Raw genomic sequence first — 26,614 nt, forward strand, 5'->3', positions numbered from 1 at the left:
ATCAAGGAACAAAGCCGTGAGCATCACGATCACGACCGCCCCCTGCTGCTGGGGCGTCGACGACGTCAAGAATCCAAAACTGCCCGCCTGGGAGCGGGTCTTCGACGAGGCGGCGGCGGCCGGCTATGGCGGTCTGGAACTCGGCCCCTACGGCTATATGCCGCTCGACTCCGAGCGGGTCGCCAAGGCGCTCACCGACCGCAACCTCTTCATCGTCGCCGGGACGATCTTCGACGATCTCGTCTCGCCGGAGAACCGCGCCAATCTGCTGCGCCAGACGGACGAGATCTGCGCCGTCATCACCCGGCTGCCGCAGCCGGAGCAAGTGCCCGGTGAGCGCTTCAAGACACCCTATCTTACGGTCATGGACTGGGGCCATGACGAGCGGGATTACGCTGCCGGCCATTCCGAGCGCGCGCAGCGGCTCTCGGATGAGGAGTGGCGCGGCATGGTCGCCAACATCAAGGCGATCGCCGAACTCGCAAGCAGCAAATATGACGTGCGCGCCGTCATCCACCCGCATGCCGGCGGCTATATCGAGTTCGCCGACGAGATCGAGCGGATCGCCAGCGACGTGCCGGCGGAACTCGCCGGCTTCTGCATCGATACCGGTCACACCTATTACGCCGGCATGGATCCGGTCGAGACGCTGAAGGAATATGCCGACCGCCTCGACTATGTGCATTTCAAGGATATCGACGAGACGGTCTTCCGCCGTGTGCTCGGCGAGAAGATCCGCTTCTTCGAGGCCTGTGCCCAGGGCGTGATGTGCCCAATCGGCCGCGGCGTTATCGATTATCCGGCGGTAAAGCGCGCGCTCGAGGAGATCGGCTACCACGGCTTCATCACCGTCGAGCAGGAGCGCGATCCTTTAAGCGTCGCCGGCAGCCTCGCGGATGTGAAGGAAAGCCGCGATTATCTGCGGTCGGTCGGATTTTAGTGGCGACGTTTTACCCCCCTCTGCCCTGCCGGGCATCTCCCACAAGAGGGGAGATTGGCCAGCATCGATCTCTTCGCCGGCTGGAACGGCCAAGCTCCAGTGCCGTCACTCTCCTGCACCGAACTTAACGCTGTGGGAAAGATGGAAGAGGGAGCCCGCACCTTGCCGATCTCCCCCTTGTGGGGGAGATGCCCGGCAGGGCAGAGGGGGGTGAAACGCGGCACCGGCAGAAAAGCAACAGTGGGAATTCAAAACAAACAGGAACGGGATAATGTCGGTGAAGAAAACAAGGCCGATCCGCTGGGGCATGGTCGGCGGCGGACGCGGCAGCCAGATCGGCTATATCCATCGCTCGGCAGCGCTCCGGGACGACACCTTCGCGCTCGTCGCCGGCGCCTTCGATATCGACGCGGAGCGCGGCCGCACCTTCGGCGTCGAGCTGGGGCTCGATGAAGCGCGCAGTTATCCGGATTACCAGACGATGTTCGCCGAGGAGACCAAGCACGCCGACGGCATTGAGGCGGTCTCGATCGCCACACCGAACAATACCCATTTCGCCATCTGCAAGGCCGCGCTCGAGCATGGCCTCAACGTTGTCTGCGAAAAGCCGCTCTGCTTCACCGTCGCGGAAGCCGAAGAACTGAAGGCGCTTTCGAAAGCGCGTGGCCTAATCGTCGGCGTCACCTACGGCTATGCCGGCCACCAGATGATCGAGCAAGCGCGCGCCATGGTGAAGAACGGCGATCTCGGAGAGGTCCGCATCGTCAACCTGCAATTTGCCCACGGGTTCCACAGCGCGGCGGTCGAAGAACAGAACCCGTCGACGCGCTGGCGGGTCGATCCGAAATTCTCCGGTCCGAGCTATGTGCTCGGCGATGTCGGCACGCACCCGCTCTATATTTCCGAGGTCATCCTGCCGCATCTGAAGATCAAGCGGCTGATGTGCGTCCGCCAGAGCTTCGTCAAGAGCCGCGCTCCGCTTGAGGACAATGCGGTCACCCTGATGGAATACGATAACGGCGCCATCGCCAATGTCTGGTCGAGCGCCGTCAATGCCGGCTCCATGCACGGCCAGAAGGTGCGCATCGTCGGCTCGAAGGCGAGCATCGAATGGTGGGACGAGCGGCCGAACCAGCTGTCATACGAGATCCAGGGCGAGCCCATCCGCATCCTCGAACGCGGCATGGATTACCTCTATCCGGAAGCCCGGCTCGACGACCGTATCGGCGGCGGTCACCCGGAAGGCTTGTTCGAAGCCTGGGCCAACCTCTATCGCCGTTTCGGCCTGGCGATCAGCGGCAACCGCAGGCTTGCGCCAGAGGGCATTGAGGACCTGGTCTTTCCGGGTGTCGATGCCGGATTGGAGGGTGTGCGCTGGGTGGAGAACTGCGTCCGCTCGGCCGATGCCGGTGGCGTGTGGGTGGAGTACGAGTAGGAGGGACGGCGGAGGATTTCCGCCCATCCTGTGACCGGTTTATGTGGCTTGGAATAGCCCCTCCCTGCCCCTCCCACAAGGGAGAGGGGCTCGTAGGCGTCACCGCTTCCCCAACTCAGCGTCTCCGCAATCGGCGGCGGTGCTGTCATGTGTGTAGGACGCCGCACGGAAGCTTTCCGTGGGGAGGGGTTGGGTGGGGTTCCGGACGCGCCGTATTGTGAGGGCAACTCAAAAACGCGCGTCGGCAACAATCTAAGACTTCTGATTTTTCACAAAGCTTGCGTGCCATTTCGCCAGCATCGACACCGCCTCCTTGATGAAGGACGGATGAGTGCCGGGCAGGAACTCGATTCTCGGGGCCTTGCCCTCAAGCTTCAACCGCGCAAAGACCCGCCCCGCCTCATCCTTCAGTTCCTCCGGCTTTTCCGGCGCGGGCCTGTCGCTCTGAGACAGGCAATTGAAGACGAGTTGGAAGCGCTGGTCGGTATCGGCGGCGCGGAAGCGTGGCGAGGCGATCTCCGCTTCCGCCGTGTCGCGCCTCTCTGCCCCTTCCAGCAAGGTGCCGATCGCCATCCAGCGCTCGCGGCCGGCTTTCGGCGCCGGGCCGATGGCGCGGGCAAGTTCATGCGGCACGCTGTCGGCGACCTGAAGGAGGCGCGACAGCTCGCTCTTCTGCACGGCGAGCGCGTCGCCGATCACCTTGCGGTCGAAGCCGCGGGTGGCAAGGGCGGCGGCGAAAAGCGCCCGCTCGATGAAGGAGAGGTTGCGCCGCTCGGCGTTTTCCTTGCCTTGGGCCAGCACCAATTCGTCGTCGGACAGCGGCCGGACGATCGCCTTCACCTGAAGCTCGAGCCGGCGCACGGCCTTCAAGCGGCGATGACCATAGGCGGTCTGGTAGTGCCCCGGCTTTTCCGGATGCGGGCGGACGAGGATCGGCGATTGCTGGCCGTTGTCGCGGATGCTCTCGATGAGCGCCAGGAAATCCGGATCGTCGACTTCGCCGTCGGTCAGCCGGTCCTCGACGAAGGAAGCTTCGACGAGCGCCGGATCGAGCGCCACGACGCGCTCGCCCTGGGTCAGCGCTTCGCGGAGCGAGCGCGCCTCTTCGGCCTCGCGGGTGATGCTGCCGAGCGAAAGGCCCATCGCCTTGACCGCCCCTGACGCCGCGCGCGGTGCGCCGGCCGGCTGGCCGTTGACAGGTGTCAACTCCGCTGGCCCCGCTTCCTGGGCTTGTGGCGTGGCACCAGGAGCACCGCCCATGAACAGTGCCCGCAATTCGTTCTTCCGGTTGTTGCCAGCCATGTCTTAGCGCCCCCAGGCCGCGTGGATGAGAGCCTCGATCTCGCCATTGACGGCGTTGAGCGACTCGATCGCCCGGTCATAGGTGGCGCGGGTGAAGTTCTCGCGGCCGACCTCATAGAGCGTCTGCTTGGTGAGGCCCGCGTCCGAGATCGCCGTCGACTTGACCATGGCCGAGGTCAATACTCGGTCGCCGAAGAGCGAGCGCATGAAGCCGACGATCTGGGCCTGCGGCCCGTCATTCGGTTCGAAGCGGGTGACGAGGTAACGCAGGAAGTCGAAATTGAGCTCGCCGCCCGCCTCGCGCACGACGCTCAGGAGGTCCGAGGTCATGTAGAGGAACTGGTTCATGGAGGCGACATCCAGCATCTGCGGATGCACGGTGACGATGACCGAAGTCGAGGCGCAGAGTGCCGACAGCGTCAGGTAGCCAAGCTGCGGGGGGCAGTCGATCACGACGATGTCGTAGTCGTCGGCGACGCTTGCGAGGGCCGCCTGAACGCGGGCGAAGAACAGCGGTCCCGCATCGGTGCCGTTCTGCCGCGCGCTCAAGGCCTGCGGCGTCGTGTGCTCGAACTCCTGCAGTTCCAGATTGCCGGGCACGAGATCGAGGCCGTCGAAATAGGTCTTGCGGATGATGTCCCTGAGCGGCCGTGCCTCGGCGTCGTAGCGGATCGCGCCGTAGAGCGTGTCGTTGCCGGTCAGGTCCAGTTCCGGCTGATAGCCGAACAGCGCCGAAAGCGAGGCCTGCGGATCGAGATCAACCGCCAGCACCCGATGGCCGGTCAAAGCGAGATATTGCGCCAGATGGACGGAAGAGGTCGTCTTGCCGGAGCCGCCCTTGAAATTGGTGACGGAGATGACCTGAAGATGCTCGCCCCGGGCGCCGTCGCGCCAATTCACGTAGCCGCGCGCCTTGGCGGCATTGCCCTTGGCGAGCGCCTGTTCGGCGAGATGCCGGCGCAGCGCATTGATGTCGGAAAGCGAATAGGAACGCCGCCCGCCAATGCCGGTGTCGGGCTGCGGCCCCTCGCCCGCCAGCGACAATTGCCTGAGATAGCCGTCGGAAACGCCGATCAGCTTGGCCGCCTCGCCGGAAGTGAAGCTCCGGAGCGTCTTCATCGCCGTCGGCGCGAACAGGCGGTCGCGCATCGCCTTCAACTGCTCGGAGAGCGCCCGCGCATCCGCCGCAATCGCCTCGTCGGCGGACCTTCGAGACGCAGCGCCGGCGGTCGCCGCCTTGTCGATTGCGCTTGCGGCGTCCACGGCCGATCCTGTCATGTCCATGGTCAAATCCCCTCGTGCTTGGCGCAAATCGCGCCTCGAGCCGCAGGCGAATGGCAACAGCCATCCCCCCCGCCGGCCGCACAGATGCGCCCGCCGCATTCCCTAACAGAGCAATCGCTGAACTACGCTGAAATATGGAATATGCGATCTGTTCCGTTACAGGAATGATTCATCCGCTGATTCGCGTCAAGCCATTTCTCCCATCGCGGCCCTGCCGCTAGGCGCGATAGGTGTAAGTCTCGATCGATTGAGGCTTCATTTCGATCGAAAAGCCCGGCCGCTCAGGCGGCATATAGGCGGCATTCCTGATGACGCACGGGGCGACGAAGTGCTCGTGCAGGTGGTCGACATATTCAATCACGCGGCCGTCCTTGGTGCCGGAAACGGCGACGTAATCGATCATCGACAGGTGCTGCACGTATTCGCAGAGACCCACTCCGCCGGCATGCGGCCAGACAGGCAGCCCGTATTTTGCCGCCATCAGCAGCACGGAAAGAACCTCGTTCAGACCACCCAGGCGGCAGGCGTCAACCTGCACGATGTCGATGGCGCCCTCGGCTATGAACTGCTTGAAGAGAATGCGGTTCTGGCACATCTCGCCGGTTGCGACCTTGACCGGGGCGATCGCCTCGCGGATCTTTCGGTGGCCGGCAACATCGTCCGGGCTCGTCGGTTCCTCGATGAAGAAAAGCTTGGCGACAGCCAGCGCCTTCACCCACTCGATCGCCTCCCCCACCTCCCAGACCTGGTTGGCGTCGATCATCAGATAGCGGTCGGGACCAAGCACCTCGCGGGCGATCGTCAGGCGGCGTAAGTCATCGGCGCGGTCGCGCCCGACCTTCATCTTGATATGGTTGAAGCCCTGGTCGACCGCCTCCTGCGCAAGCCGCCTGAGCTTCGCGTCGTCGTAGCCGAGCCAGCCGGCGGACGTCGTGTAGCAGGGATAGCCCTCCTTCTCGAGCGTCGCAATGCGCTCCGCCTTGCCCGGCTCGGCGCGCTTGAGGATGTCGACCGCTTCCGCGCGCGTCAGCACGTCGGTCAGGTAGCGGTAGTCGACGATGTCGGCGATCTCCTCCGCCGGCATGTCGGCAATGAGACGCCAGACCGGCTTGCCGGCCTCCTTGGCGATCAGATCCCACACCGCATTGACGATCGCTCCCGTGGCGAGATGGATCGCGCCCTTCTCCGGGCCGATCCAGCGCAGCTGGCTGTCGCCGGTCAGGTGCCGCCAGAAACGGCCGGGCTGCGCGCGAATAGTCTCGATCTCCTGGCCGACGACAAGGTGGCGCATGGCCTTGATCGCCATGCAGCAGATGTCGTTGCCGCGACCGATGGTGAAGGTGAGGCCGTGGCCGGCAAGCCCCGGCCGGTCGGTGTCGAGGATGACGTAGGCAGCGGAATAGTCGGGATCAGGATTCATCGCGTCCGAACCGTCGAGGCTTTGCGAGGTCGGAAAGCGCAGATCAAAGACGCGGAGATCGACGATGCGGGTCATGGCATGCTCCTGATGCGTTCGGCCGCCAACTGGGCGGCAAGCCCGGATGGTATCACTTGGCGGCAACGACATGCATCCTCGACCCCTCCGGAGAGATCGAGCGACAGTGACGTCAGCGGCTCGGCGGCGCGCGGCCGTAAAGCAACAGCATCACGACGATGACGACGCCGTAGACGATCTGCCGGCCCGCCTCCGGCATCTGCATGACCGAGAGAATCGACTGTAGCAGCGTGATCAGGATGACCCCGGCGACCGTGCCGAGATAGGAGCCGCGGCCGCCGAGGATGGACGTGCCGCCGAGCACGACGGCTGCGATGGAGGGTAACAGATAGGCGTCGCCCATCGCCTGCGCCGCCTTCGAGGCATAGCCGGCAAGCAGCACGCCGCCGAAAGCGTTCAAGCCGCCCGAGACGACGAAGGCGATCATAACCACGCGCCTTGTGCCGACACCGGAGAGGAACGCCGCGCGCTCGCTGTTGCCGATGCCGTAGACCGCCCGGCCGAAGGCTGTACGCGTCAGCAGGAAGATCATCGCCGCGCTGACCGCAAACCAAACGAGAATGGCGTTCGGAACGCCCGGCACAAGTGCGCCGGTCGCCAGCCACCGTACGGCATGCGGGGCTGAATCCTGCGGCGAGAAGCCGCCGGTGTAGACGACCATCAGTCCCTGCGCCACGACATTGGACGCCAGCGTCACGATCATCGAAGGAATGCGCAGATAGGCCACGCCCAGGCCGTTCAAGAGGCCGAAGGCCATGCCGCAAAGCACGCCGGCCGGAATGGCGACGGCGGCTCCCATGTCGCCGAAACCGGCAACGGCGCAGGCCATCATAGCCCCCATCGTCATGACCCAGGGCACCGAAAGATCGATGTGCCCGAGGAGGATGACGATCATCATGCCGGCGGCCACGACGCCGAGGAAGGACGCGACCTTGAGCTGCTGCAGCAGGTAGTCGGGCGAAAGGAAATTGCTCGAATAGAGGCTGCCGAGAAGAAGCAGGAGCAAAATGCAGCCGAAAGCGGTGAGCACGGCCGGATCGGCGCGGCGGAGAAAGCGCGGCAGGCGCGCCTTGACGGACAAGCGGCTTTCGGATGTCTGGCTCATTGAAACCAGTCCAGACGGTTTCGGACGCGCAGCAGCGCCAGCGAGCCGATGCTGACGGCGATCATCAGCACGATACCCTGGAGCAGGGGCTGCCACAGCGGATCGACGTCGAAGGCAAACAGCATGTCGCCGGTGGTTCGGGCCGCGAAGGCGCCGAAGATCGCCCCGATGGCGCTGCCGCGGCCGCCATAGAGCGAGACGCCGCCGAGGACGACAGCGGCGATCGACCAGAGCGTATAGGCGCTGCCGCTCGCATAGGCCGCCTCGCCGGTGTAGGTGAAGAAGGTGAGGAACAGGCCGCCCATGCCGGCAAGCAATCCGCCCAGGAGGTAGGCCGCGAACTTGCCGCGCCGGATCGGCACGCCGGACATGAAGGCGGCCGGCTCGGAAGAGCCCGCCGCATAGGCAGCCCTCCCGGCGACAGACCGCTTGAAGGGCAGCCAGACGACCAGGACGACCGCCGCCAAGGCGATAAGGCTCGAGGGAATGACGCCGAAGAGCCGGCCGGTCAGGGCGTCGGCGAGATCCTCGTTGACGGAGCCGCCGGGGAAGGGCCGGAGCAACAGCGCCAGGCCGAAATAGACGGCGCCGGTTGCGATGGTCGCGACGATCGGCTGCAAGCGTCCGTAGATCACCAGCATGCCGTTGATTGCGCCGCAGAACGTTCCGGTTGCCAGCACAGCTGCTACACCAAGGCTCGTCGGTACCGCTCCGCCGATGACGATCCAGGAGGCGAGGCAATTGGTGAGCACCAGGATCATGCCGACCGACAGGTCGATCCCGGCGGTGATCACCACCAGCGCCTGCGCCATGGCGACGAAGGCGAGCAGCACGCCCTTGTTGGCGGCGGTGTGGACGACATTGGCCGTGAACCCGGCCGGATGATTGGCGACATAGACGGCAAACATCACGAGGAAGATCGCAAGGCCCGTCAGCGTGCCGCGCTGCTCATTCAGCCAATAGCGCCATTCGCTCATGTCGCCGTTCCCTCCTGTCGTTCCTCGACATTGAGCGCGCTGGCGATCAGCGCCCGTTCGTTGATCTCTTCGCCTGCGAGTTCGCGCACGACCCGGCCATCATAGAGAACCAGGACCCGGTCGCAGCAGCCGATCAGTTCGTCATAGTCGGTTGAATAAAAGACGATCGCCGCACCCGCCTCCGCCAGCCGCCGAAACAACCGATAGAGCTCCTGTTTGGTGCCGACGTCGATGCCCCGTGTCGGATCGTTGAGCAGAATGATCCGCGGCTTGCGCATCAGCCATTTGGCGATGACGACCTTCTGCTGGTTGCCGCCCGAAAGGGCGCCGACGGCTGCATCGAGCCCGGCGGTCTTGATCTCTAGTAGCCGCATCATGTCATCGATCAGTTGCTCCTCCCTGCCCCTGTCGATCACTCCGCCACGGGCTATGTGGTCGAGGGCGGCAAAGGACAGGTTCTCGCGCACCGTCATCGGCAGCATCAAGCCCTCGGTCTTGCGGTCCTCGGGAATGAGGGCCATGGAGAACGGCGGTTTACGCGCCGCCGACGGGCCGCCGATCGTCACCGGCGCACCGTCGACGAGTACCGAGCCGCTCATGCCCCTGAGCACGCCGAAGAGCGCGAGGAGCAGGAGCCGCTGGCCCTGGCCCTCGAGCCCGCCCAGCCCGACGACCTCTCCCTCACCGACGGAGAACGAAACATCGCGCAGCCGATCGCCCCAGCCGAGATTGCGGCACTCGAGCACGGGCGTCTTTCCCGGCTCCCCCCCGCGCTTCTGCCGCGGCGGGAAGACGTTGCTGTATTCGCGCCCGATCATCATTTCGACGACTTCGCCGTTGGTCCGGGTGCCGGCGCGGAAGCTCTCGACGTTGCGGCCGTTGCGGAACACCGTGCATGTGTCGGCAAGTTCGGCGATCTCATGCATGCGATGCGAGATGTAAAGCAGCGCCAGACCTTCGGAACGCAGGCCTTTCAGCACGGCAAATACCTTGGCGACATCGCCGGCCGTCAGCGCCGAAGTCGCTTCGTCGAGGATCAGGATGCGCGGCCCGGAGGCCAGCGCCTTGGCGATCTCGACCATCTGCCGGCGCGACAGGGGCAGGTCCTTCACCATGGCGCGCGGGTGTATGTCCCCGGCGCCGGCCCGGGCGAGCGCCTCCTCCGCGATCGCACGCTGGGCCCGGCGATCGATCAAGCCGAAGCGGCGCGGTGGATTGGAAAGGGCGATATTGTCGGCGACGCTGAGATCCGGGATCAGCGACAGTTCCTGAAAGACGCAGGCAATGCCCGCGGCAGAGGCTTCGGCCGGCGAGCCGAACACGGCCTCCCGGCCGTCGAGCAGCATGCGGCCCCCGTCCGGCGCCACCACCCCGGCCATGATCTTGATCAGCGTCGACTTGCCAGCACCGTTCTCGCCAAGGATCGCGTGGATGCGGCCAGCTTCCACGTCGAGATGAGCATTTTCGAGGGCGCGAACCCCGCCGTAACGCTTCGATACGCCCTCGACCCGGAGGAGCGGGGGCGTCGCCTGTATCTCAGCCATTGCCATCCGTCGCCTCGGCTCCCGACCGGTTGCGCAGGCCGCGTGCTGACGCGCGCGGCCTGGTGTTCAGGCAAATCCCGCGGGGACTACTCGTTTTCCTTCGTCTGACCCATGATCTCCTGCGCCGTGAAGTTGATGCCGCAGGTCGGGAAGGCGTTGCCGACGAAGAAGTTGTCCGACTGGTCGGGATAGAAATCCTGGCCCTCCTTGAAATTCGGATCCTCGACGATCGCCAGCGGCAGCTTGATCGACTGCGGCACCACCTGCCCTTCGAGCGCCGCGATCGCCGTCTTGATAGCAACTGCGACCTGAGCAGGACCTGTGCCGGCCGACGAGCACTTCAGACCCTCGGCGGCGTGCTTGGCGCAGAATTTCCGGAAGCCGTTTTCCGTCTCGCCACCGAACGGCACGAAGGGGTGACCGGCGTCGATCATCGCCTGCACGACGCCGGTATCGCCGCCCTGCGCGGTGATGCCGTCAAACTTCTTGTGAACGGCAATCGCGTCTGCCGTCGCCTTCTGCGCCGTCGGATCGTCCCATTTGCCGATGACCTCGACGACCTCCCACTTCTTGCCCGTCGCGGCGAATGTCTCCTGGATGCCGTTGTGCCGATCGGTATCGACGGACGTACCGGGGACGCCGCGAACCTCGAGGATCTTGCCGCCTTCCGGCAGATGCTTAGCGAGCCAATTGGCCCAAAGCACGCCGAGGCCTTTCTGGTCGACATTGACGTTGATGGCGTCCTCGGTGTCCAATATATTGTCGAAAGCGACGAGAACGACGCCGGCTTCCTTCGCCCGCTTGATGACCGGCCCGAAGGCGGTCGGGTTCTGGGCATTGACGATGATCGCGTCATAGCCGGAATCGATGAAGTTGTTGATCGCCGAAATCTGCGCCGGCACGTCCTCGCCGGTGGAAACGACCTTGAACTCCTTGAGCTTGGCGGCAACGTCCGGCTGCGCGGCATAGGCCTTGGCCGTCTGGATCATCTGGATGCGCCAGGTGTTGGCGATGAAGCCGTTGGCGAGCGCGATCCGGTAGGGACCATCTTTTTTCGGGAACTTGAAGAATTTGGTTTCGGCCGACCATGGCGCGAAACAATCCGGTTCGGCCGCGGGGCCGCTGACGATTTCAGGTTCTGATGAGGCGGTGGTGGATAAAAGTGCGAATGCAGCGACCGCGAGAATGCCGCTGACGAATGTTCTGGTCATCGATTTCCCTCCCGTTGTTATGCGGGGACAGGGCATCGAACGGGTGTCGATATTGCCCGCAGACATGTCTGCGGGCTGAAGCAAAAGAACGTCGAACGAACGCAGTCGAATTGCTCCAGGACACTGCAAAGCACCCTTTACACCTGGGCAAGTGCTTCAGTGGCCGATCCGGCACGATTTATCGATACGCGAGTCCAGTGACGCCAGACAGGCTCCTCCCGAGGGCGTCCGGTGGAAATGGTAGCGCTACCAATAAGTTATGTAAAGCGCGCTGCGGACAAGGCCGGAGGAGGAACATGTCCTCACACGTGGAAACAGCGCAGCTTTTCGGGCCACGCTGCTTCGCAACTCTCGGTTCAGCCTGGTTGTCCAGATCGTATCGGCTGATTGAAGCGCTCGGCGAAGGCCTCGATCGACCCGCGGCCGAACCGCCTCAGGCGCCGTCGCACCAGCACGGACATGACGCGTGCAGCGGTGGAAACGGTCATCTCGTCGAGCGGTCCCGTGCCGCTCCAGGGCTTCGTCAGCCGGTCCGTGACGATGCCGAGCAAGTTGGCGGGCATGATGTCGGTGCAGGGTCTCATCCATTCGAAGACGGCGCTGATCGGCACCACCTTGCCTTCGAAGGAAACGATCGGTTCGGGCATGTCTTCGTCCCAATCGTCATAGGCTTCGAGCGCATCTCTGAAGAGAGTCTGCAGGGTGATCGGGGCATGCCCTTCATAAAGGGCGGGCAGGAAATTCGTCATTAGGGTCTCCTCCGCGTGGTTAGGCCGGAAACGCGAAATGGCCAATTCTGTCAGCGATAACGGATTGTGATGTTCCTTCATAAAACGTGCATCGGGAGTATGGTTCAAAGCAAAGCGCCGTGCAAACGCAATCGATCAAAGAAGTGGATTTTCCGTCGCAAGCCGGCGACACGGCATCGCGACACCGACGCAAGTCCCTGAACTACTGAAAGAATCTCGGACCTGTGGAAAACAGCTAGACCGTCAGATGCCGGCGCGCTTCCGGCATATTCAGCGACTCCGCCGGCCCCTCGTGCACGAAGGCGCCCCGGTCCATGATATAGACCTGGTCGGCGAGCTCCCGGCAGAAATCGAGATATTGCTCGACCAGCAGGATCGCCATGCCGGTGGAATCCCTGAGATATTTGATCGCCCGGGCGATGTCCTTGATGATCGACGGCTGGATACCCTCAGTCGGCTCGTCGAGCACCAGGATCTTTGGGCGGGTGACCAACGCACGGGCGATCGCCAACTGCTGCTGCTGGCCGCCGGAAAGGTCACCGCCACGCCGGCCAAGCATCGTCTTCAGAACCGGGAACAGGCTGTAGATATCGTCGGGGATCGAGCGGTCGGCCCGGTTCAAAGGCGCATAGCCGGTCTCGAGATTCTCCTTCACCGTCAGCAGAGGAAAGATCTCGCGACCTTGCGGCACGTAGCCCACGCCGTGCTTCGCCCGCCGGAAGGGCGGCAAGCCATCGAGCGGCGCGCCGTTGAAGGAGATCACACCACTTGTCACCGGATGCTGACCGGTGATCGCCCGGAGCAGGCTCGATTTGCCGACGCCGTTGCGCCCTAGCACGCAGGTGATCTTGCCCATCTCGGCCTTGAACGAGACATTGCGAAGCGCTTGGGCGGCGCCGTAATGCAGGCTGACGTTTTCGACGCTCAACATGGGTACAGTTCCTTCCACTCGCGCTCGGCTTATCGGCCGAGATAGTTCTCGATCACCTTCGGATCGTTGCTGACGAAATCGATCGAGCCTTCCGCCAGCACGGAGCCTTCGGCAAGGCAGGTGACCTTGACGCCCAAATCGCGGATGAAGCCCATGTCGTGTTCGACGACGACGACGGAGCGCGTCTTGGCGATTTCCTTCAGGAGGAGCGCGGTTTCCGCCGTCTCCGCATCGGTCATGCCGGCGACCGGCTCGTCGACAAGCAGCAGTTCCGGCTCCTGGGCGAGCAGCATGCCGATCTCCAGCCATTGCTTCTGGCCGTGCGACAGATTGGCGGCGAGATCGTCGCGTCGCGCCGTCAGCCGCACGGTCGAAAGGATCTCCTCGATGCGGGACTTGTCCTCGCCCGTCAGCCGGTAAAACAGCGTCGCGAAGACGCCGCGGCGACGGTTCAGCGCCAACTCCAGATTGTCCCAGACCGTGTGGTTCTCGAACACTGTCGGCTTCTGGAATTTGCGGCCGATGCCGAGCTGGGCGATCTCCGCCTCGTCCTTCTTCGTGAGGTCGATATCGCCCTTGAAGAAGACCTCGCCCTCGTCCGGCCGCGTCTTGCCCGTGATGATGTCCATCATCGTCGTCTTGCCGGCGCCGTTCGGGCCAATGATGGCGCGCAACTCTCCCGGCTCGACGATGAAGGAGAGCGAATTCAGCGCCTTGAATCCGTCGAAGGAGACGGAGACGCCATCGAGATAGAGCAGGCTTTTCGGTTTCTTCTCGGTCATGGCGATCACTCCGCAGCCATCGGTTCGGCAGCCGGCAGACCCGCCTCTTTGTCGTTCTCGCCCTCCTTGCGGGCGGCATAGCGATAGGCCCTGCGCCGGCCGACATAATGCTGCGCCGTGCCGACGACGCCCTTCGGCAGGAACAGCGTCACAAGCACGAAGAGCCCGCCGAGCGCGAAGAGCCAGAATTCCGGGAAGGCGGCGGTGAAGATGCTTTTGCCCCCGTTGACGAGGATCGCGCCGATGATCGGGCCGATCAGCGTGCCGCGGCCGCCGACCGCCGTCCAGATGACCACCTCGATCGAATTGCCGGGCTCGAACTCTCCCGGATTGATGATGCCGACCTGCGGCACGTAGAGCGCCCCGGCGACACCTGCCATCATCGCCGAGACGGTGAAGGCGAAGAGCTTCATGTGTTCGACGCGGTAGCCGAGGAAGCGGGTGCGGCTTTCCGCGTCACGCAGTGCCACCAGCACCTTGCCGAATTTGGAACGCACGATGCCGGAGGTGATGACGAGCGAGAGGGCAAGTGCCAGCGCCGAGGCCGCGAAGAGCGCGGCGCGAGTGCCCGCCGCCTGGATGTTGAAGCCGAGGATGTCCTTGAAATCGGTCAAGCCGTTATTGCCGCCGAAGCCCATGTCGTTCCTGAAGAAGGCGAGCAGCAGCGCATAGGTCATCGCCTGGGTGATGATCGACAGATAGACGCCGTTGACCCGCGAGCGGAAGGCGAACCAGCCGAAGACGAAGGCGATGAGGCCGGGCACCAGCGCAACCATCAGCGCCGCGAACCAGAACATGTCGAAGCCGTACCAGAACCAGGGCAGTTCCTTCCAGTTGAGGAACACCATGAAGTCCGGCAGCAGCGGATTGCCATAGGAACCGCGCGCGCCGATCTGGCGCATCAGATACATCCCCATCGCATAGCCGCCGAGCGCGAAGAAGGCGGCGTGGCCGAGCGAAAGGATGCCGCAGAAACCCCACACGAGGTCGAGCGCCAGCGCCAGGAGCGCATAGGTCAGATATTTGCCGAAGAGCGACACGAGATAGGTCGGCACGTGCAGCGGATGGTCCGGAGCCGTCAGCAGATTGAGCGCCGGTACGAGCACGGCAAGCGCCAGAAGAATTGAAACCGCGATGACGATCGTGCGATCCAGCGATTTGAGGAGAAAAGAGGTGATCATGCTTCCACCGCCCGGCCTTTGAGTGCGAACAGCCCGCGCGGCCGCTTCTGGATGAACAGGATGATCAGCACGAGCACGAGGATCTTGCCGAGCACGGCGCCGGCATAGGGCTCCAGGAACTTGTTGAGGATGCCGAGGGAGAAGGCGCCGACGAGCGTCCCCCAGAGATTGCCGACGCCGCCGAAGACCACGACCATGAAGCTGTCGATGATGTAGCCCTGACCGAGGTTCGGCGAGACGTTGTCGATCTGCGAGAGGGCCACGCCCGCCATGCCGGCAATGCCGGAGCCGAGCGCGAAGGTGAGCGCATCGACCCACGGCGTACGGATGCCCATCGAGGAGGCCATGCGCCGGTTCTGCGTCACCGCCCGCATCTGCAGGCCCATCGGCGTCTTCTTCAACAGGAACAGAAGCGCGGCAAAGACGGCGAGCGCGAAAACGATGATCCACAGGCGGTTCCATGTGATCGTCAAGCCGCCGAGCTCAAAGGCGCCGGACATCCAAGACGGGTTACCGACCTCGCGATTGGTCGGCCCGAAGATCGACCGCACCGACTGCTGCAGGATCAGCGAGATGCCCCAGGTAGCGAGCAGCGTCTCAAGCGGCCGGCCGTAGAGGAAGCGGAGGACGCCGCGTTCGATCGCCAGGCCGACCGCCCCGGTCGCCAGGAAGGCAAGCGGCAGCGCGATCGCCAGCGACCAGTCGAAGAGACCCGGGAACGAGGTGCGCAGAACCTCTTGCACCATGAATGTCGTGTAGGCACCGAGCATCACCATCTCGCCATGCGCCATGTTGATGATGCCCATGACGCCGAAGGTGATCGCAAGCCCGATCGCCGCAAGCAGCAGTACAGAGCCGAGCGACAGGCCGTACCAGACATTCTGGCCGGCAGCCCATAACGCCTGCGTCTGTTCGATGCTGGCGAGCGCCGCCTCGATATCCGGCTTGAGGGTCCCGTCGGCGGAGCCCAGCGTGGCGGAAAGGATGGAGAGCGCCTCGCGCCCGCCGTGTTCCTTGAGAAGCCGCACCGCCTCCTTCTTCTCCCCGGCCGGCCGGTCCGAAATGATGAGGGTCGTGGCGCGTGCCTGTTCCAGGAGGGTGCGAACCTCTCCGTCCTTTTCGGCCGCAAGCGCGTTCTCGATGGCCCCGAGCGCCTCGGCATTGGGCGACTGAAGGACCGATTGCACGGCCTTGAGGCGGGCATTCCGGTCGGGGCTGAGAAGCGTCAGACTGCCGAGTGCCGTGCGCACCGCGCGCCGCACGCTGTTGTTGACCTTGACCTTCGAGAGCGCCGCCTTCGGCGCCTCGCCGGCGCTTTCGCCGGTGACCGGGTCGGTGAGCGCCAGGCTCGAACCGCTCTCCTTCGTCAGGAACACCCGGTCGTCCGTCTTGCGGGCATAGAGATTGCCTTCGCCGAGCGCTTCGAGGATGGGCACGACCCTGGGATCGCCGGTCTTCGCCAGGGCGGCGATGTGCTCATCCATGTCGGACAGTTTCGCCTCGGCCAGCGCGTTCACCAGATCACTCAACGCCTCTTCCGCCCGAAGCCCGGTCGGGACTGCGCTGAAGAGGAACAAGGCAACAAGCACGCTTTGGATGATGCGGGACATTGGCCATCTCGCTTGGTTCGCGTCGCCTGCCGTTGAACAAATCATGGCAACCGCCGCTGTCGGGCCGGAATTGCAAAGTCCCTCCGTCCGAATGGAGGCCGTCGGACGGAGGGTATTTCATGCTATCGGTTCGTCATGAAACACGATGTCGGAGACGGGCCGCATCCGGCCCGTCAGCGAACAATTGCTTCGTCATGAAATCACGAGCCCTTGCCGCCGCACTTGCCCGTGGCGACATTGAAGTTGCCGCAGGACATCGGAGCGCGCCAATCGGAGATCAGGTCCTTGGAGTCCGGCAGGTAATCGGACCACTCGTCGCCTACGACCAGGCCGGGCGTTTCCCAGACGGTCTCGAACTGGCCATCCGACTGGATTTCGCCGATCAGCACCGGCTTGGTGATGTGGTGGTTCGGCATCATCGTCGAATAGCCGCCTGACAGGTTCGGCACCGAGACGCCGATCATCGCGTCGAGCACGGCGTCGGTGTCAGTGGTACCGGCCTTCTCCACCGCTTTCAGCCACATGTTGAAGCCGATATAGTGGGCTTCCATCGGGTCGTTGGTGACCCGCTTGTCGTTCTTGGTGTAGGCCTTCCAGGTCTTGATGAATTCGGCATTGGCCGGATTGTCGACCGACTGGAAGTAGTTCCAGGCGGCGAGATGGCCGACGAGCGGGCCGGCGTCGAGACCGGCAAGCTCTTCCTCGCCCACCGAGAAGGCGACGACGGGAATGTCCTCGGCCTTGATGCCCTGGTTGCCGAGTTCCTTGTAGAAGGGAACGTTGGCGTCGCCGTTGATCGTCGAGACGACGGCGGTCTTCTTGCCGGCCGAGCCGAACTTCTTGATATCGGAGACGATCGTCTGCCAGTCGGAGTGACCGAAGGGCGTGTAGTTAATCATGATGTCCTCGGGCTTGACGCCCTTGGCGATCAGATAAGCTTCGAGGATCTTGTTGGTGGTGCGCGGATAGACGTAATCGGTGCCGGCGAGCACCCAGCGCTCGACTTCTTCGTTCTCCATCAGATAGTCGACGGCGGGGATCGCCTGCTGGTTCGGCGCGGCACCCGTATAGAAGACGTTGCGCTGGCTTTCCTCACCCTCGTACTGGACGGGATAGAAGAGGATCGAGTTCAGCTCCTCGAAAACCGGCAGCACGGATTTGCGCGACACCGAAGTCCAGCAGCCGAAGACCGCCGAGACCTTGTCGACCGAGACCAACTCACGCGCCTTTTCGGCAAACAGCGGCCAGTCGGAGGCCGGGTCGACGACGACCGCTTCGAGCTTCTTGCCGAGCAGACCGCCCTTCTTGTTCTGCTCGTCGATCAGCATCAGCATGGCGTCTTTCAACGTCGTCTCGGAGATCGCCATGGTTCCGGAAAGCGAATGTAGAATGCCGATCTTGATCGTGTCCTCGGCGGCAAAGGCGCCGTTGAACGCGGTCGTCGAAAGGACGGCAGCGAGGAATGCGCCGGTGACGCGTGCCCTGTAATGCATCTGATTGAACCCCTCTAGCTCTGGTCGCCGCAACGGAGTGTTCGTTCTCCTTGGCCGTTGCTTGAGGGATCATCGGGCAGGCGCGCTGCACTGCACATACGTCATTCTACGTAGGTGCCGGGGGGAAGAAGGAAGCTGCTATCGGCAATCCGGCTCAGACCACCGGTTTGCCCTTTGGAGCATTGCTCGGCTGCAGCAGCCAGGTCATCAGGAAAAGCGCGCAAACCGCGCCGATCAGCTCGGCGGCGATGAAGCCGGGAAGATCGAGGGGGCGGATGCCGGAGAACGTGTCGGTCAGCGATCGGGCGAGCGCCACGGCCGGGTTGGCAAAGGAGGTGGACGCCGTGAACCAGTAGGCAGCGGTGATATAGAGACCGACCAGCCAGGGCACGGATTTCTGCTCGAAGCGGATGCCGGCGAGAACGGTCGCGACGAGCCCGAAGGTCGCCACCCATTCTGCGAGCCACTGTCCTCCCCCGGTGCGCACCTTCGTCGACCATTCCAGGACCGTGTGATCGAACATCAGATGCGCTGTGATCGTGCCGATGATGCCGCCGGCAATTTGCGCCGCCACGTAGCCGACGAGATCGCGCTGTGGCAGGGAACGCGACAGCGCGAAGATCAACGATACGGCCGGATTGAAATGGGCTCCGGAGATCGGCCCGAGAATGGTGATCAGCACCACCAGCATCGCACCCGTTGCAAGCGTGTTTCCAAGCAGAGCGAGTGCCGTATCCTGCGTCAGCGACGCGGCCATGATGCCAGAGCCGACAACGGTGCCAACGAGCATCGCCGTGCCAAGGCCCTCCGCGACGAGGCGGCGGGAGAGATCGAAAGATGACATCAGGGCGCCTCGGACGGGCGGGGCGTGGAGCCTTCGAGTCGGCCGATCTCGTGGAGCTTCGTCTCGAGCGCGAGCTTATCAAGCGAGGCGATCGGCAGGGCCGCGAAGACCGATATGCGGTTCTTCAGGTATTTCGCGGCAAGCGCGAAAGCGCTTCCCTTCTCGACATCGGATCCCTCGACGGCGGCGGGGTCCTCGATCCCCCAGTGCGCCGTTGCCGGATGTCCGATCCAGACCGGGCAGGCCTCGCCGGCGGCGTCGTCGCAGACAGTGAAGATGAAGTCCATTTGCGGCGCGCCCGGCTCGGCGAAGACGTCCCAGCTCTTCGACGAGAATCCCGTGGTGCGATAGCCGAGCGCTTCAAGCGTCTTCAGGGCCCAGGGATTGACTTCCCCTTTGGGCTGGCTTCCGGCCGAAAAGGCCCGGAAACGCCCCTTCCCCTCCACCTCGAGAATGGCTTCCGCCATGATCGAGCGCGCGGAATTGCCGCTACAAAGAAAGAGGACATTGTAGATTCGCTCATCACTCATTGGCATTTCGCCTCCACGGTTGGCGCACAGCAGGCCGCGACGGCGGCTGCAGGTGCGCAAATTTCAGGATGGCCGCCACAGCAGTCTTCCATCAGGAAACGGATCAGGCCGCCCAGTGCCTCGAAATTGGCGGAGTAGATGATCGATCTCGACTCACGCTGCTGGCTGATCAAGCCCGACCGTTCCAGTTCCTTCAAATGAAACGAAACGTTGGACGGAGAAACATGCGCAGTCTCGGCGATCGCACCGGCCGGCATGCCGCCCGGACCCGCGATGACGAGCATGCGCACAATCTGCAGGCGGGTCTCCTGCGAGAGCGCGCCGAAGGAAATGAGCGCTTGACGTTCATTCATACTTCAACAATCCTTGAATTATTGAAACGAGGAATAACGCAGATGAGCGCGCCCGACAACACCAAAATTCGCAACGACGACATCTCGCTCGGGCTTCTGCTTGAGACCCTGGCTGGGGCGAGCGAACTTCCCCTCGTCTTTCACTATGACGACCGGCCAGTCAAAGCCGGCTACCACGTGACGGAAGTCAAGGCGGCGCAGTTCGCGGCGCTCGATTGCGGTGCCAATCCGGAAGCCTGGACCGAGATCTTCGTGCAGCTCTGGGATGTGGACGGAGAGGATCGCGCACATATGCCGGCCGGCAAATTCGCCGCGATCATCCGGAAGGTTTCGGAGCACGTGCAGCTCGAGGAATCGGCGAAGCTCACATTTGAAGTCAGCGATGGCGTGCGCCCGATGCAGCTCTACTGCGCCTCTCTGCCAAGACTGCGCGACAACGCCGTGCATGTGGAACTCGCTCCGAGGCCCGCGAGCTGCAAGCCGCGCTATCGTTGGCTTGCCGAGGAGAGAAGCAAAGCGATAGCCTGCTGCGGCCCTGCCTCATCGAAGAGTGCCTGCTGCCCGTGATGGGCGTGCGTCTATTGCTGACAGATTTTACGTTGCCACTTTCGTGACACTCATCTCGCAGGCTCTCAAGAACTCGATCCGTAATGCGGCAGCGACGAGCGAGACAAGGAGTGCGCCAACGAGCGATATCCGGTGCTCACAAATATCCGGTCAGGGATCGCGCCCGATCCCAGGCAGCGTGCCGGCCATCCTCGTAGACGATCGGCGCATTCGCCAGCTCCTCGTCGCTCGCGTCGTCGAGGCAGGCGATGGTCACCGCCCCAGCCCTCACCTGAAATAAACGGCGCTCTGCTTACCACTAGCCCCGATTTGACGATCGTGGCGACCCGTACAGGTTGGCGCAGGTTCGGCGCGAGGGCGAACGGTATCGCAGTATGATGCCGTAGGGCACCTTCTAGAGATCACGCTCGCCCGTGACGGCCAAGGCGATCGTCATGCTTCAATTGCTTGACCACCTCTACTTCTCATGTTCTAGCGACGCCGTTGGGATGTGCAATATAAAACCCGCCTTTAAAATTCGTTTAAAAGTAATACTTGAAAAATAGACTCGACCGGAAAGTCGTTCTCTGGTTCTATATTGGCGTACTGTTTCCCAATAGCAAGGGCGTAGCAAATGGCTTACGACTGGGATGGAAAGCGCACACGTCGGCTCCAAATGCTCAGGTTCATGGGAGCTCTGGCCATACCTGCTCTGCTATTCGGCTCCGCCATTGCGGCACAGCAGTGGATCGATACGCAGGGTCCGGCCGTAAGGACGGTTCACTTTCGATAGATCTCCAGCGAAGCTGCACCCTTTCAAATCAGACTGAAAGCCAAGGGCACAAAGGGTCTCCGTCGCATCGGGTGGCGGAGGGAGGGGGAATGATGAATTCAGCTCAAACCTTGAGTTTCGATCCAATTGGGCCTGACGAGTTGGCTATGATCGGAAAGGCCTTCCAAGACGAGCTGCAAAGGCGAGCCTTGTCCCGCAAGTCTGAAGAAGCTGAAGCGCTCGCCGCAAAGCTGATCAACGCTTATCAATCCGGGATTCGCGACGACCTTGGCTTGAGTATTGTCGCCGGGCTGTCCTGAGGCGCAGCGCGCCGATGGAGCTTTTGAGCGAGTTGGATCCTCAGCATTTTGATTTCTTCGTCGAGTGTTGCCGCTTCATGGAAGAACAAGTCGCGTGAAGACAAGGTTTGCGAGCTTTGATTGTACTTTGGGGCGACAGCGCTCTGCGCAGCCACGCGGGCGTTGGCTCTCTTCCCACGTTCTCGACGCTTGATCCGCGGTTTGATAACTCCGGCCGCCGATAGCCAATTCACAGGGGATCGCGTCCATTCGATCCTGAGAAAAGCGAAGCGTTCGCTGCGAGCAGGGCCGAAAGGCGGTTCGCGACCGTGCGCACTGCCTCGCGTTCCCGTTCGTCATCATGCAGTACGATCCATATATGATGGCCGAGTTCTTCGATCACCTTCCCCGCCCGAACAAAGGCTGAATCGCCATCGCCGATGAAACACGGCATGACACCGATGCCTGCTCCCGCCTTCACCAAATCGAACATCATTCGCGCAGAGTTTACCCAGTTCGTAATGTATCGGCCCGGCTGTTCAAATGCCCACCGCATCCATGGCTGGTTGGCGACGTCCGTGCCGAGCGAAACCCAGTTGCAATGGTGCCGGTAGTCGAATCCTTGGGCGCAGTAAGGCGCGTATGCGACGGCGACGGAACGCCGGATCGCGACATTGCCCATCTGCGGCCGCTCCGCGGAAAGTCCGATGTCGGCGTCGCGGTGTGTGAGGTCGACGGCGGCCTCGGATGTCTTGAAGCAAACGCGAAAAGCATCCTGCGGCGTCCAAAGATGTCGCAAGCTTACCGCCGTGAAGCAGGACAGCGTGCTGTCCGAGAGAAGCCGGACGATTGGCATCGAATGCACCATCTCTCGCCAGTCGACGATGTCCCGCGCTGCCTCATGCATCGCCCTCACGCGGTTCAGCAATATTTGCCCCGTCCGGTGCGAGCTCGTAGCCTGTCCGCGCCCGCACGAATAACGCCCGGCCCGTGGCGCGTTCCAGCGCCAGCATCCGCCGCCCAATAGTCGGCGCACTGATGCCGGTCTTCTCGGCAGCACCCGCGAGCCCACCTTGCTCGGCGACGTGCAAGAACAGACGAAGATCTTCCCAGTTTTCGACTTTCATCCGTGAAAGATGCCTTTCGTTTATAGGTCTACAGGTGCATGCCTTCGCGAACCACCTTTTCGGGCAACGTTACAAGCCCGGAGAAACGAGATGCTGCTTCAATGGACGATTCTATATAGGGAGCGGGTAAGCCAACAGCGCAAAAAGAAAGTAGACGCCTTTGCCGATCCGCTCGACGGTGCGGAATGGGAAGGTTTCGGCTGGTTCGTAAAGCGGATCGAGAAATCTGCGGAGCGTCGTTCGGCGGCTGACCGCAAAGGGAGAGGCGTGCCAGATGCGGCGAGCCGTACGGAACGCCCTTCTCGGCGGCCCTCTTTATCGCAATCTTTTCGATGCACTGAACGGGCGAGATAACGGTCCGACATGGAGCTCATGGGTGGGGATGCGGACATCATCGCCGCCGCCGTGCAGCACCAGGGCCTCGAGCTGAACGAGTTCGCCGTCGAACCACAGCAAGGCGCAGGTGTCAGCGAAATGCATCCGGCCAAGCTGTCGCTTGGCAGATGGGCCGCTCGAGGCTATCCCGCGACGTCCCGGCGGATGGTGACGGAGTATCTCGCCAAGAACCTATTTTAGCGATCGGGCAGTGCCAGCCGGATTGCCGGGGCACTGCCGAAAAACGAGGAGAATTTTCCATGACTGTCGCTCGGATAAGGACGGCGATAGAGAACCCGTGACGTGTGGAATTGTTCCGCCGTGATGAAGGACGCCGTGGAATGGCAACGTCCGCGCTTGGCGCAACCAAGCGCGCTATCAGCCAACGATTTCGGAAATATTCAGCTGGCACAGCAGACCGTAGCACCGTCGTCGCTGCCGTTACTGATCCCGTCGTGCGTACTTTTGTCCCCAGGCGTGAGGATCTCGTCGGGGCAACCACCTACCGGATCACCAGGAAGAGTCTCGCCCCGCCGCGAAACAGATCGAGTGCGATCGTGCCGCCGGCATGCTTTAAGGCCGCCGCGAGTTCCGCCACGGTCGCGATAGGCCGGCGATTGACGGCAACGATTACGTCGCCCGTGCGCAGACCCGATCGGGCCGCAGCACTGTCATCTTTAATGCTGGAAACAACAACGTTGCCGGCCGTATCCTGGAACTCAGCGCCCTCGAGGCGAGCTGGCATGGCGTCGGATTTGGCAATTGCCTCCTCCGGCTCGATTCGCATAGTCACCGTTTTGCGATCTCGATCGCGCCGATATTCGATTTCGACTTCCGATCCGATCGGAGCCAGACCAACACGATTGCGGAGATCTGCCGAGCTTTTGATTTTGCGATTGTTGACGGCGGTGATGACATCGCCGGCTTGAAGGCCTCCCTGTGCCGCCGGCGAATTCTCCTCAACGCTGCCGACGACGGCGCCGGAGTTCTCCTCGATGCTGAGCGCTTCGGCCAGGTCGGGCGTCAGGTCCTGAGCGGAGATGCCGATCCGGCCACGCCGCACCTCGCCGTGCTCGACCAGTTGCCCCATCACTGCGGAGGCCATTGCGATCGGAACCGCAAAGCCGATGCCGACATTGCCGCCGGTCGGTGCGATGATCGCGGTGTTGATGCCGACCAGCAGGCCGTCCGCCGTCACCAGAGCGCCTCCAGAGTTGCCGGGATTGATCGGGGCATCGGTCTGGATGAAGTCCTCATAGCCCTCGACATTGATGCCGCCACGGCCAAGGGCGCTGACGATGCCGGAGGTTACGGTCTGACCAAGCCCGAACGGATTGCCGATCGCGACAACCGAGTCGCCGACACGCAGCGCGCCGGAATCTCCGAACGAAAGCGCCGTCAGCTTGTCCGCGTCTATCTTCAGCAATGCTATGTCGGTTGCCTCGTCGCTGCCGACCAGTTCGGCCGTGAAGCGGCGGCGGTCCTTCAAGGTGACGGCAATCTCGCCGGCGTCCGCGACGACGTGGTGATTGGTGAGAATACAGCCTTTATCGGCGTCAACGATAACGCCGGAACCGGCGCTTAGCCGCTGCTGCGGCTGCTCAGGCAGGCTGAAATAGCGGCGGAAAAACGGGTCGTTGTAGAGCGGGTTGGTTTCCGCGGGCGCGCGAGCCCGCACTGCAATATTGACGACCGCCGGCGTGACCTCCTCCAAGACATCGGCGAGCGATCGTTGAGTGCTTGCCGAAATGGCGGCCTGCGGCTGCGCCGCCGGCAAAGGCGCAGGAACGAGGATGAGGACGAGTGCGGCGAATACGCCAACGGATTTCGACGAACGCGTGGTCATTTTAGGCCCCGACTTCTTCAGATCCTCCTTCGGCGCGGGTGGCGGCCCTCGGGTCCGGCCTCATCGGAGCCACGTGTTTGGCTCCTGCCACCTGCACAGTCCAACCTCCCAGACGCCGCACCCACTCCGGCGCAGCGCCTGCTTTGCTTCACTATCTACCGAGCGTCCGCGCCCCGTCAGGGCGCGGACTTTCCGGCGCCGTCAGAAGTCCATCCCGCCACCCGGCATTGGCGGAAGCGGTGCTTCCTTCTTCGGCTTCTCGGCGACCATCGCCTCGGTGGTAATCAGCAGGCCGGCGACCGAGGCCGCGTCCTGCAACGCGGTACGAACAACCTTGACCGGATCGATTACCCCTTGATCGTAAAGATCGCCGAACTCGTTGGTCTGAGCGTTCCAACCAAAACCAAATTCGGTCTTTTCGCGCAGCTTGCCGACGATGATCGAGCCCTCGGCGCCGGCATTCTCGGCGATCTGGCGCACCGGCGCCTCGACTGCACGGCGGACGATCTCGATGCCGTGTTTCTGGTCGGCATTCTCGGTCTCAACGCTGTCCAGTGCCTTGACGGCTCTCAGCAAAGCGACACCGCCGCCGGGCAGCACGCCCTCCTCGACCGCCGCCCGCGTGGCATGCATGGCGTCGTCGACGCGGTCCTTGCGTTCCTTCACCTCGACCTCGGTCGAACCGCCGACGCGGATGACGGCAACGCCGCCAGCAAGCTTGGCCAGCCGTTCCTGCAGCTTTTCGCGATCATAGTCCGACGTGGTTTCCTCGATCTGCGCCTTGATCTGAGCGACGCGGCCCTGAATCTCGCTCTTTGAGCCCGCACCGTCGACGACGGTGGTGTTTTCCTTCTCGACGACGACCTTCTTGGCGCGGCCCAGCATATTGAGCGTCACGTTCTCGAGCTTGATGCCGAGATCTTCGGAGATTGCGGTTCCGCCGGTGAGGATTGCTATATCCTCCAGCATCGCCTTACGGCGGTCACCGAAGCCCGGAGCCTTGACAGCTGCAACCTTCAGGCCGCCGCGCAATTTGTTGACGACGAGCGTCGCCAGCGCCTCGCCTTCGACATCCTCTGCGATGATCAGAAGCGGCTTGCCCGATTGGACCACGGCTTCGAGAACCGGAAGCAGCGCCTGCAGGTTGGAGAGCTTCTTTTCATGGATCAGGATATAGGGTTCCTCGAGTTCAACCCGCATCTTGTCCTGGTTGGTGACGAAGTACGGCGAGAGATAGCCGCGGTCGAACTGCATGCCCTCGACGACTTCCAGCTCTGTCACCGCGGTCTTGGCTTCCTCCACGGTGATGACGCCTTCATTGCCGACCTTCTCGACCGCCTCTGCGAGGAAACGACCAATCTCGGTGTCGCCATTCGCCGAGATCGTTCCTACCTGGGCAATCTCGTCGTTTTTGGTGACTTTACGCGCGTTTGTCTTCAATTCCTCGACGATGGCCTCGACGGCCTTGTCGATGCCGCGCTTCAGGTCCATCGGATTCATGCCCGACGCCACGGCCTTCGCACCTTCCTTGACGATCGCCTGGGCGAGAACTGTCGCGGTGGTGGTGCCGTCCCCAGCGATGTCACTGGTCTTCGAGGCAACCTCCCGCACCATCTGGGCGCCCATGTTCTCGAACTTGTCCTCCAGCTCGACTTCCTTGGCGACGGTTACGCCGTCCTTGGTGATGCGAGGTGCGCCGAACGACTTGTCGATAACGACATTTCGCCCCTTGGGGCCGAGCGTCACCTTGACGGCATTGGCGAGGATATCGACGCCGCGCAGCATCTTCGCTCGAGCTTCGGAATGGAATTTCAGTTCCTTGGCAGCCATTTTCCTACTCCTTCCTGAGGCAGAATTGCTTGTCTGGCATGGGTTCTGATCGG

At 62.8% G+C, this 26,614-nt stretch carries 23 protein-coding genes and 3 pseudogenes; 5 read left to right on the top strand and 21 right to left on the bottom strand.

Translation table 11 applies throughout. The annotated features are described in order from the left end of the window. Window positions 1-16 precede the first annotated feature (16 nt). Both CO676_RS29010 and CO676_RS29015 read left to right on the top strand, forming a co-directional pair. Window positions 17-940, top strand: a complete 924-nt coding sequence (locus CO676_RS29010) for a TIM barrel protein (protein ID WP_097523634.1) — start codon at window positions 17-19, stop codon at window positions 938-940. Between the two features lie 271 nt (window positions 941-1,211). After that, complete coding sequence (locus tag CO676_RS29015) at window positions 1,212-2,375, top strand: Gfo/Idh/MocA family oxidoreductase (RefSeq protein ID WP_014762399.1); 1,164 nt, start codon at window positions 1,212-1,214, stop codon at window positions 2,373-2,375. Between the two features lie 252 nt (window positions 2,376-2,627). On the opposite strand, the gene repB is transcribed toward CO676_RS29015, so the two are convergent. From repB to CO676_RS29095, 16 genes are all read right to left on the bottom strand, one after another. Next, a complete protein-coding gene (gene repB / locus CO676_RS29020; RefSeq protein ID WP_014762400.1) occupies window positions 2,628-3,677 on the bottom strand; it encodes a plasmid partitioning protein RepB in 1,050 nt (349 codons plus the stop codon). Between the two features lie 3 nt (window positions 3,678-3,680). After that, window positions 3,681-4,955 carry a plasmid partitioning protein RepA gene (gene repA, locus CO676_RS29025; protein WP_161623553.1) on the bottom strand — a complete coding sequence of 425 codons (1,275 nt, stop codon included), beginning with the start codon at window positions 4,953-4,955 and terminating at the stop codon, window positions 3,681-3,683. 223 nt (window positions 4,956-5,178) lie between these two features. Beyond that, complete coding sequence (locus tag CO676_RS29030) at window positions 5,179-6,456, bottom strand: L-fuconate dehydratase (protein WP_097523635.1); 1,278 nt, start codon at window positions 6,454-6,456, stop codon at window positions 5,179-5,181. Between the two features lie 112 nt (window positions 6,457-6,568). Beyond that, a complete protein-coding gene (locus CO676_RS29035) occupies window positions 6,569-7,561 on the bottom strand; it encodes an ABC transporter permease (protein ID WP_097523636.1) in 993 nt (330 codons plus the stop codon). Beyond that, a complete protein-coding gene (locus CO676_RS29040; protein ID WP_097523637.1) occupies window positions 7,558-8,538 on the bottom strand; it encodes an ABC transporter permease in 981 nt (326 codons plus the stop codon). Before CO676_RS29040 ends, CO676_RS29035 begins: the two co-directional genes overlap by 4 nt. Beyond that, on the bottom strand, window positions 8,535-10,088 hold the full coding sequence (locus tag CO676_RS29045) for a sugar ABC transporter ATP-binding protein (RefSeq protein ID WP_179875688.1): 1,554 nt from the start codon (window positions 10,086-10,088) through the stop codon (window positions 8,535-8,537). Before CO676_RS29045 ends, CO676_RS29040 begins: the two co-directional genes overlap by 4 nt. Window positions 10,089-10,168: 80 nt before the next feature. Beyond that, window positions 10,169-11,293: a sugar ABC transporter substrate-binding protein gene (locus CO676_RS29050; protein WP_014762406.1), complete on the bottom strand. Its 1,125-nt coding sequence runs from the start codon at window positions 11,291-11,293 to the stop codon at window positions 10,169-10,171. A 356-nt stretch (window positions 11,294-11,649) separates the two neighbouring features. Then, entirely contained in the window at window positions 11,650-12,042 is a 393-nt protein-coding gene (locus CO676_RS29055; RefSeq protein ID WP_014762407.1) for a hypothetical protein, read from the bottom strand. A 235-nt stretch (window positions 12,043-12,277) separates the two neighbouring features. Next, window positions 12,278-12,973 carry an urea ABC transporter ATP-binding subunit UrtE gene (urtE, locus tag CO676_RS29060; RefSeq protein WP_097523638.1) on the bottom strand — a complete coding sequence of 232 codons (696 nt, stop codon included), beginning with the start codon at window positions 12,971-12,973 and terminating at the stop codon, window positions 12,278-12,280. A 29-nt stretch (window positions 12,974-13,002) separates the two neighbouring features. Next, entirely contained in the window at window positions 13,003-13,755 is a 753-nt protein-coding gene (gene urtD / locus CO676_RS29065; RefSeq protein ID WP_097523656.1) for an urea ABC transporter ATP-binding protein UrtD, read from the bottom strand. A 5-nt stretch (window positions 13,756-13,760) separates the two neighbouring features. Beyond that, on the bottom strand, window positions 13,761-14,936 hold the full coding sequence (urtC, locus tag CO676_RS29070) for an urea ABC transporter permease subunit UrtC (RefSeq protein WP_097523639.1): 1,176 nt from the start codon (window positions 14,934-14,936) through the stop codon (window positions 13,761-13,763). Continuing rightward, entirely contained in the window at window positions 14,933-16,546 is a 1,614-nt protein-coding gene (gene urtB / locus CO676_RS29075; RefSeq protein ID WP_097523640.1) for an urea ABC transporter permease subunit UrtB, read from the bottom strand. Before urtB ends, urtC begins: the two co-directional genes overlap by 4 nt. A gap of 200 nt (window positions 16,547-16,746) precedes the next feature. After that, the gene (urtA, locus tag CO676_RS29080; RefSeq protein WP_097523641.1) at window positions 16,747-18,039 is read right to left on the bottom strand and encodes an urea ABC transporter substrate-binding protein; all 1,293 of its coding nucleotides are present in this window, start codon (window positions 18,037-18,039) and stop codon (window positions 16,747-16,749) included. Window positions 18,040-18,193: 154 nt separating this feature from the next. Further along, window positions 18,194-18,883, bottom strand: a complete 690-nt coding sequence (locus CO676_RS29085; protein WP_097523642.1) for an MIP/aquaporin family protein — start codon at window positions 18,881-18,883, stop codon at window positions 18,194-18,196. Continuing rightward, entirely contained in the window at window positions 18,883-19,413 is a 531-nt protein-coding gene (locus CO676_RS29090) for an arsenate reductase ArsC (RefSeq protein ID WP_179875689.1), read from the bottom strand. The genes CO676_RS29085 and CO676_RS29090 overlap by 1 nt, the downstream gene beginning before the upstream one ends. Then, entirely contained in the window at window positions 19,410-19,766 is a 357-nt protein-coding gene (locus CO676_RS29095) for a metalloregulator ArsR/SmtB family transcription factor (RefSeq protein WP_097523644.1), read from the bottom strand. The genes CO676_RS29090 and CO676_RS29095 overlap by 4 nt, the downstream gene beginning before the upstream one ends. A gap of 42 nt (window positions 19,767-19,808) precedes the next feature. Between CO676_RS29095 and CO676_RS29100 the strand changes: the two genes are divergently transcribed. Then, window positions 19,809-20,333, top strand: coding sequence for a DUF6428 family protein (locus CO676_RS29100; protein WP_097523645.1), 525 nt, complete (start codon window positions 19,809-19,811; stop codon window positions 20,331-20,333). Between the two features lie 136 nt (window positions 20,334-20,469). Here CO676_RS29100 and CO676_RS37065 read toward each other — a convergent pair. Further along, a pseudogene (locus CO676_RS37065) lies at window positions 20,470-20,592 on the bottom strand (GFA family protein); the annotation flags it as partial. A 602-nt stretch (window positions 20,593-21,194) separates the two neighbouring features. On the opposite strand from CO676_RS37065, the gene CO676_RS29115 reads away from it, so the two are divergent. Beyond that, window positions 21,195-21,404 carry a hypothetical protein gene (locus CO676_RS29115; protein WP_097523647.1) on the top strand — a complete coding sequence of 70 codons (210 nt, stop codon included), beginning with the start codon at window positions 21,195-21,197 and terminating at the stop codon, window positions 21,402-21,404. Here the strand turns inward: CO676_RS29115 and CO676_RS36405 are convergent. Both CO676_RS36405 and CO676_RS29125 read right to left on the bottom strand, forming a co-directional pair. Continuing rightward, window positions 21,350-21,607, bottom strand: a pseudogene (locus CO676_RS36405) (hypothetical protein); the annotation flags it as partial. The gene CO676_RS29115 and the pseudogene CO676_RS36405 sit on opposite strands and share 55 nt — an antisense overlap. A gap of 26 nt (window positions 21,608-21,633) precedes the next feature. Then, window positions 21,634-22,510: pseudogene (locus CO676_RS29125) on the bottom strand (LysR family transcriptional regulator). 363 nt (window positions 22,511-22,873) lie between these two features. On the opposite strand from CO676_RS29125, the gene CO676_RS34860 reads away from it, so the two are divergent. Then, a complete protein-coding gene (locus CO676_RS34860) occupies window positions 22,874-23,086 on the top strand; it encodes a hypothetical protein (protein ID WP_144340219.1) in 213 nt (70 codons plus the stop codon). Window positions 23,087-23,387: 301 nt separating this feature from the next. Here CO676_RS34860 and CO676_RS29135 read toward each other — a convergent pair whose 3' ends face one another. Both CO676_RS29135 and groL read right to left on the bottom strand, forming a co-directional pair. Next, window positions 23,388-24,731 carry a DegQ family serine endoprotease gene (locus tag CO676_RS29135; protein ID WP_097523648.1) on the bottom strand — a complete coding sequence of 448 codons (1,344 nt, stop codon included), beginning with the start codon at window positions 24,729-24,731 and terminating at the stop codon, window positions 23,388-23,390. 201 nt (window positions 24,732-24,932) lie between these two features. Then, the gene (gene groL, locus CO676_RS29140; RefSeq protein ID WP_097523649.1) at window positions 24,933-26,561 is read right to left on the bottom strand and encodes a chaperonin GroEL; all 1,629 of its coding nucleotides are present in this window, start codon (window positions 26,559-26,561) and stop codon (window positions 24,933-24,935) included. Window positions 26,562-26,614: the final 53 nt, after the last annotated feature.

This window comes from Sinorhizobium sp. BJ1, from assembly GCF_002531555.1.
GTDB classification, from domain to species: domain Bacteria; phylum Pseudomonadota; class Alphaproteobacteria; order Rhizobiales; family Rhizobiaceae; genus Sinorhizobium; species Sinorhizobium fredii_B.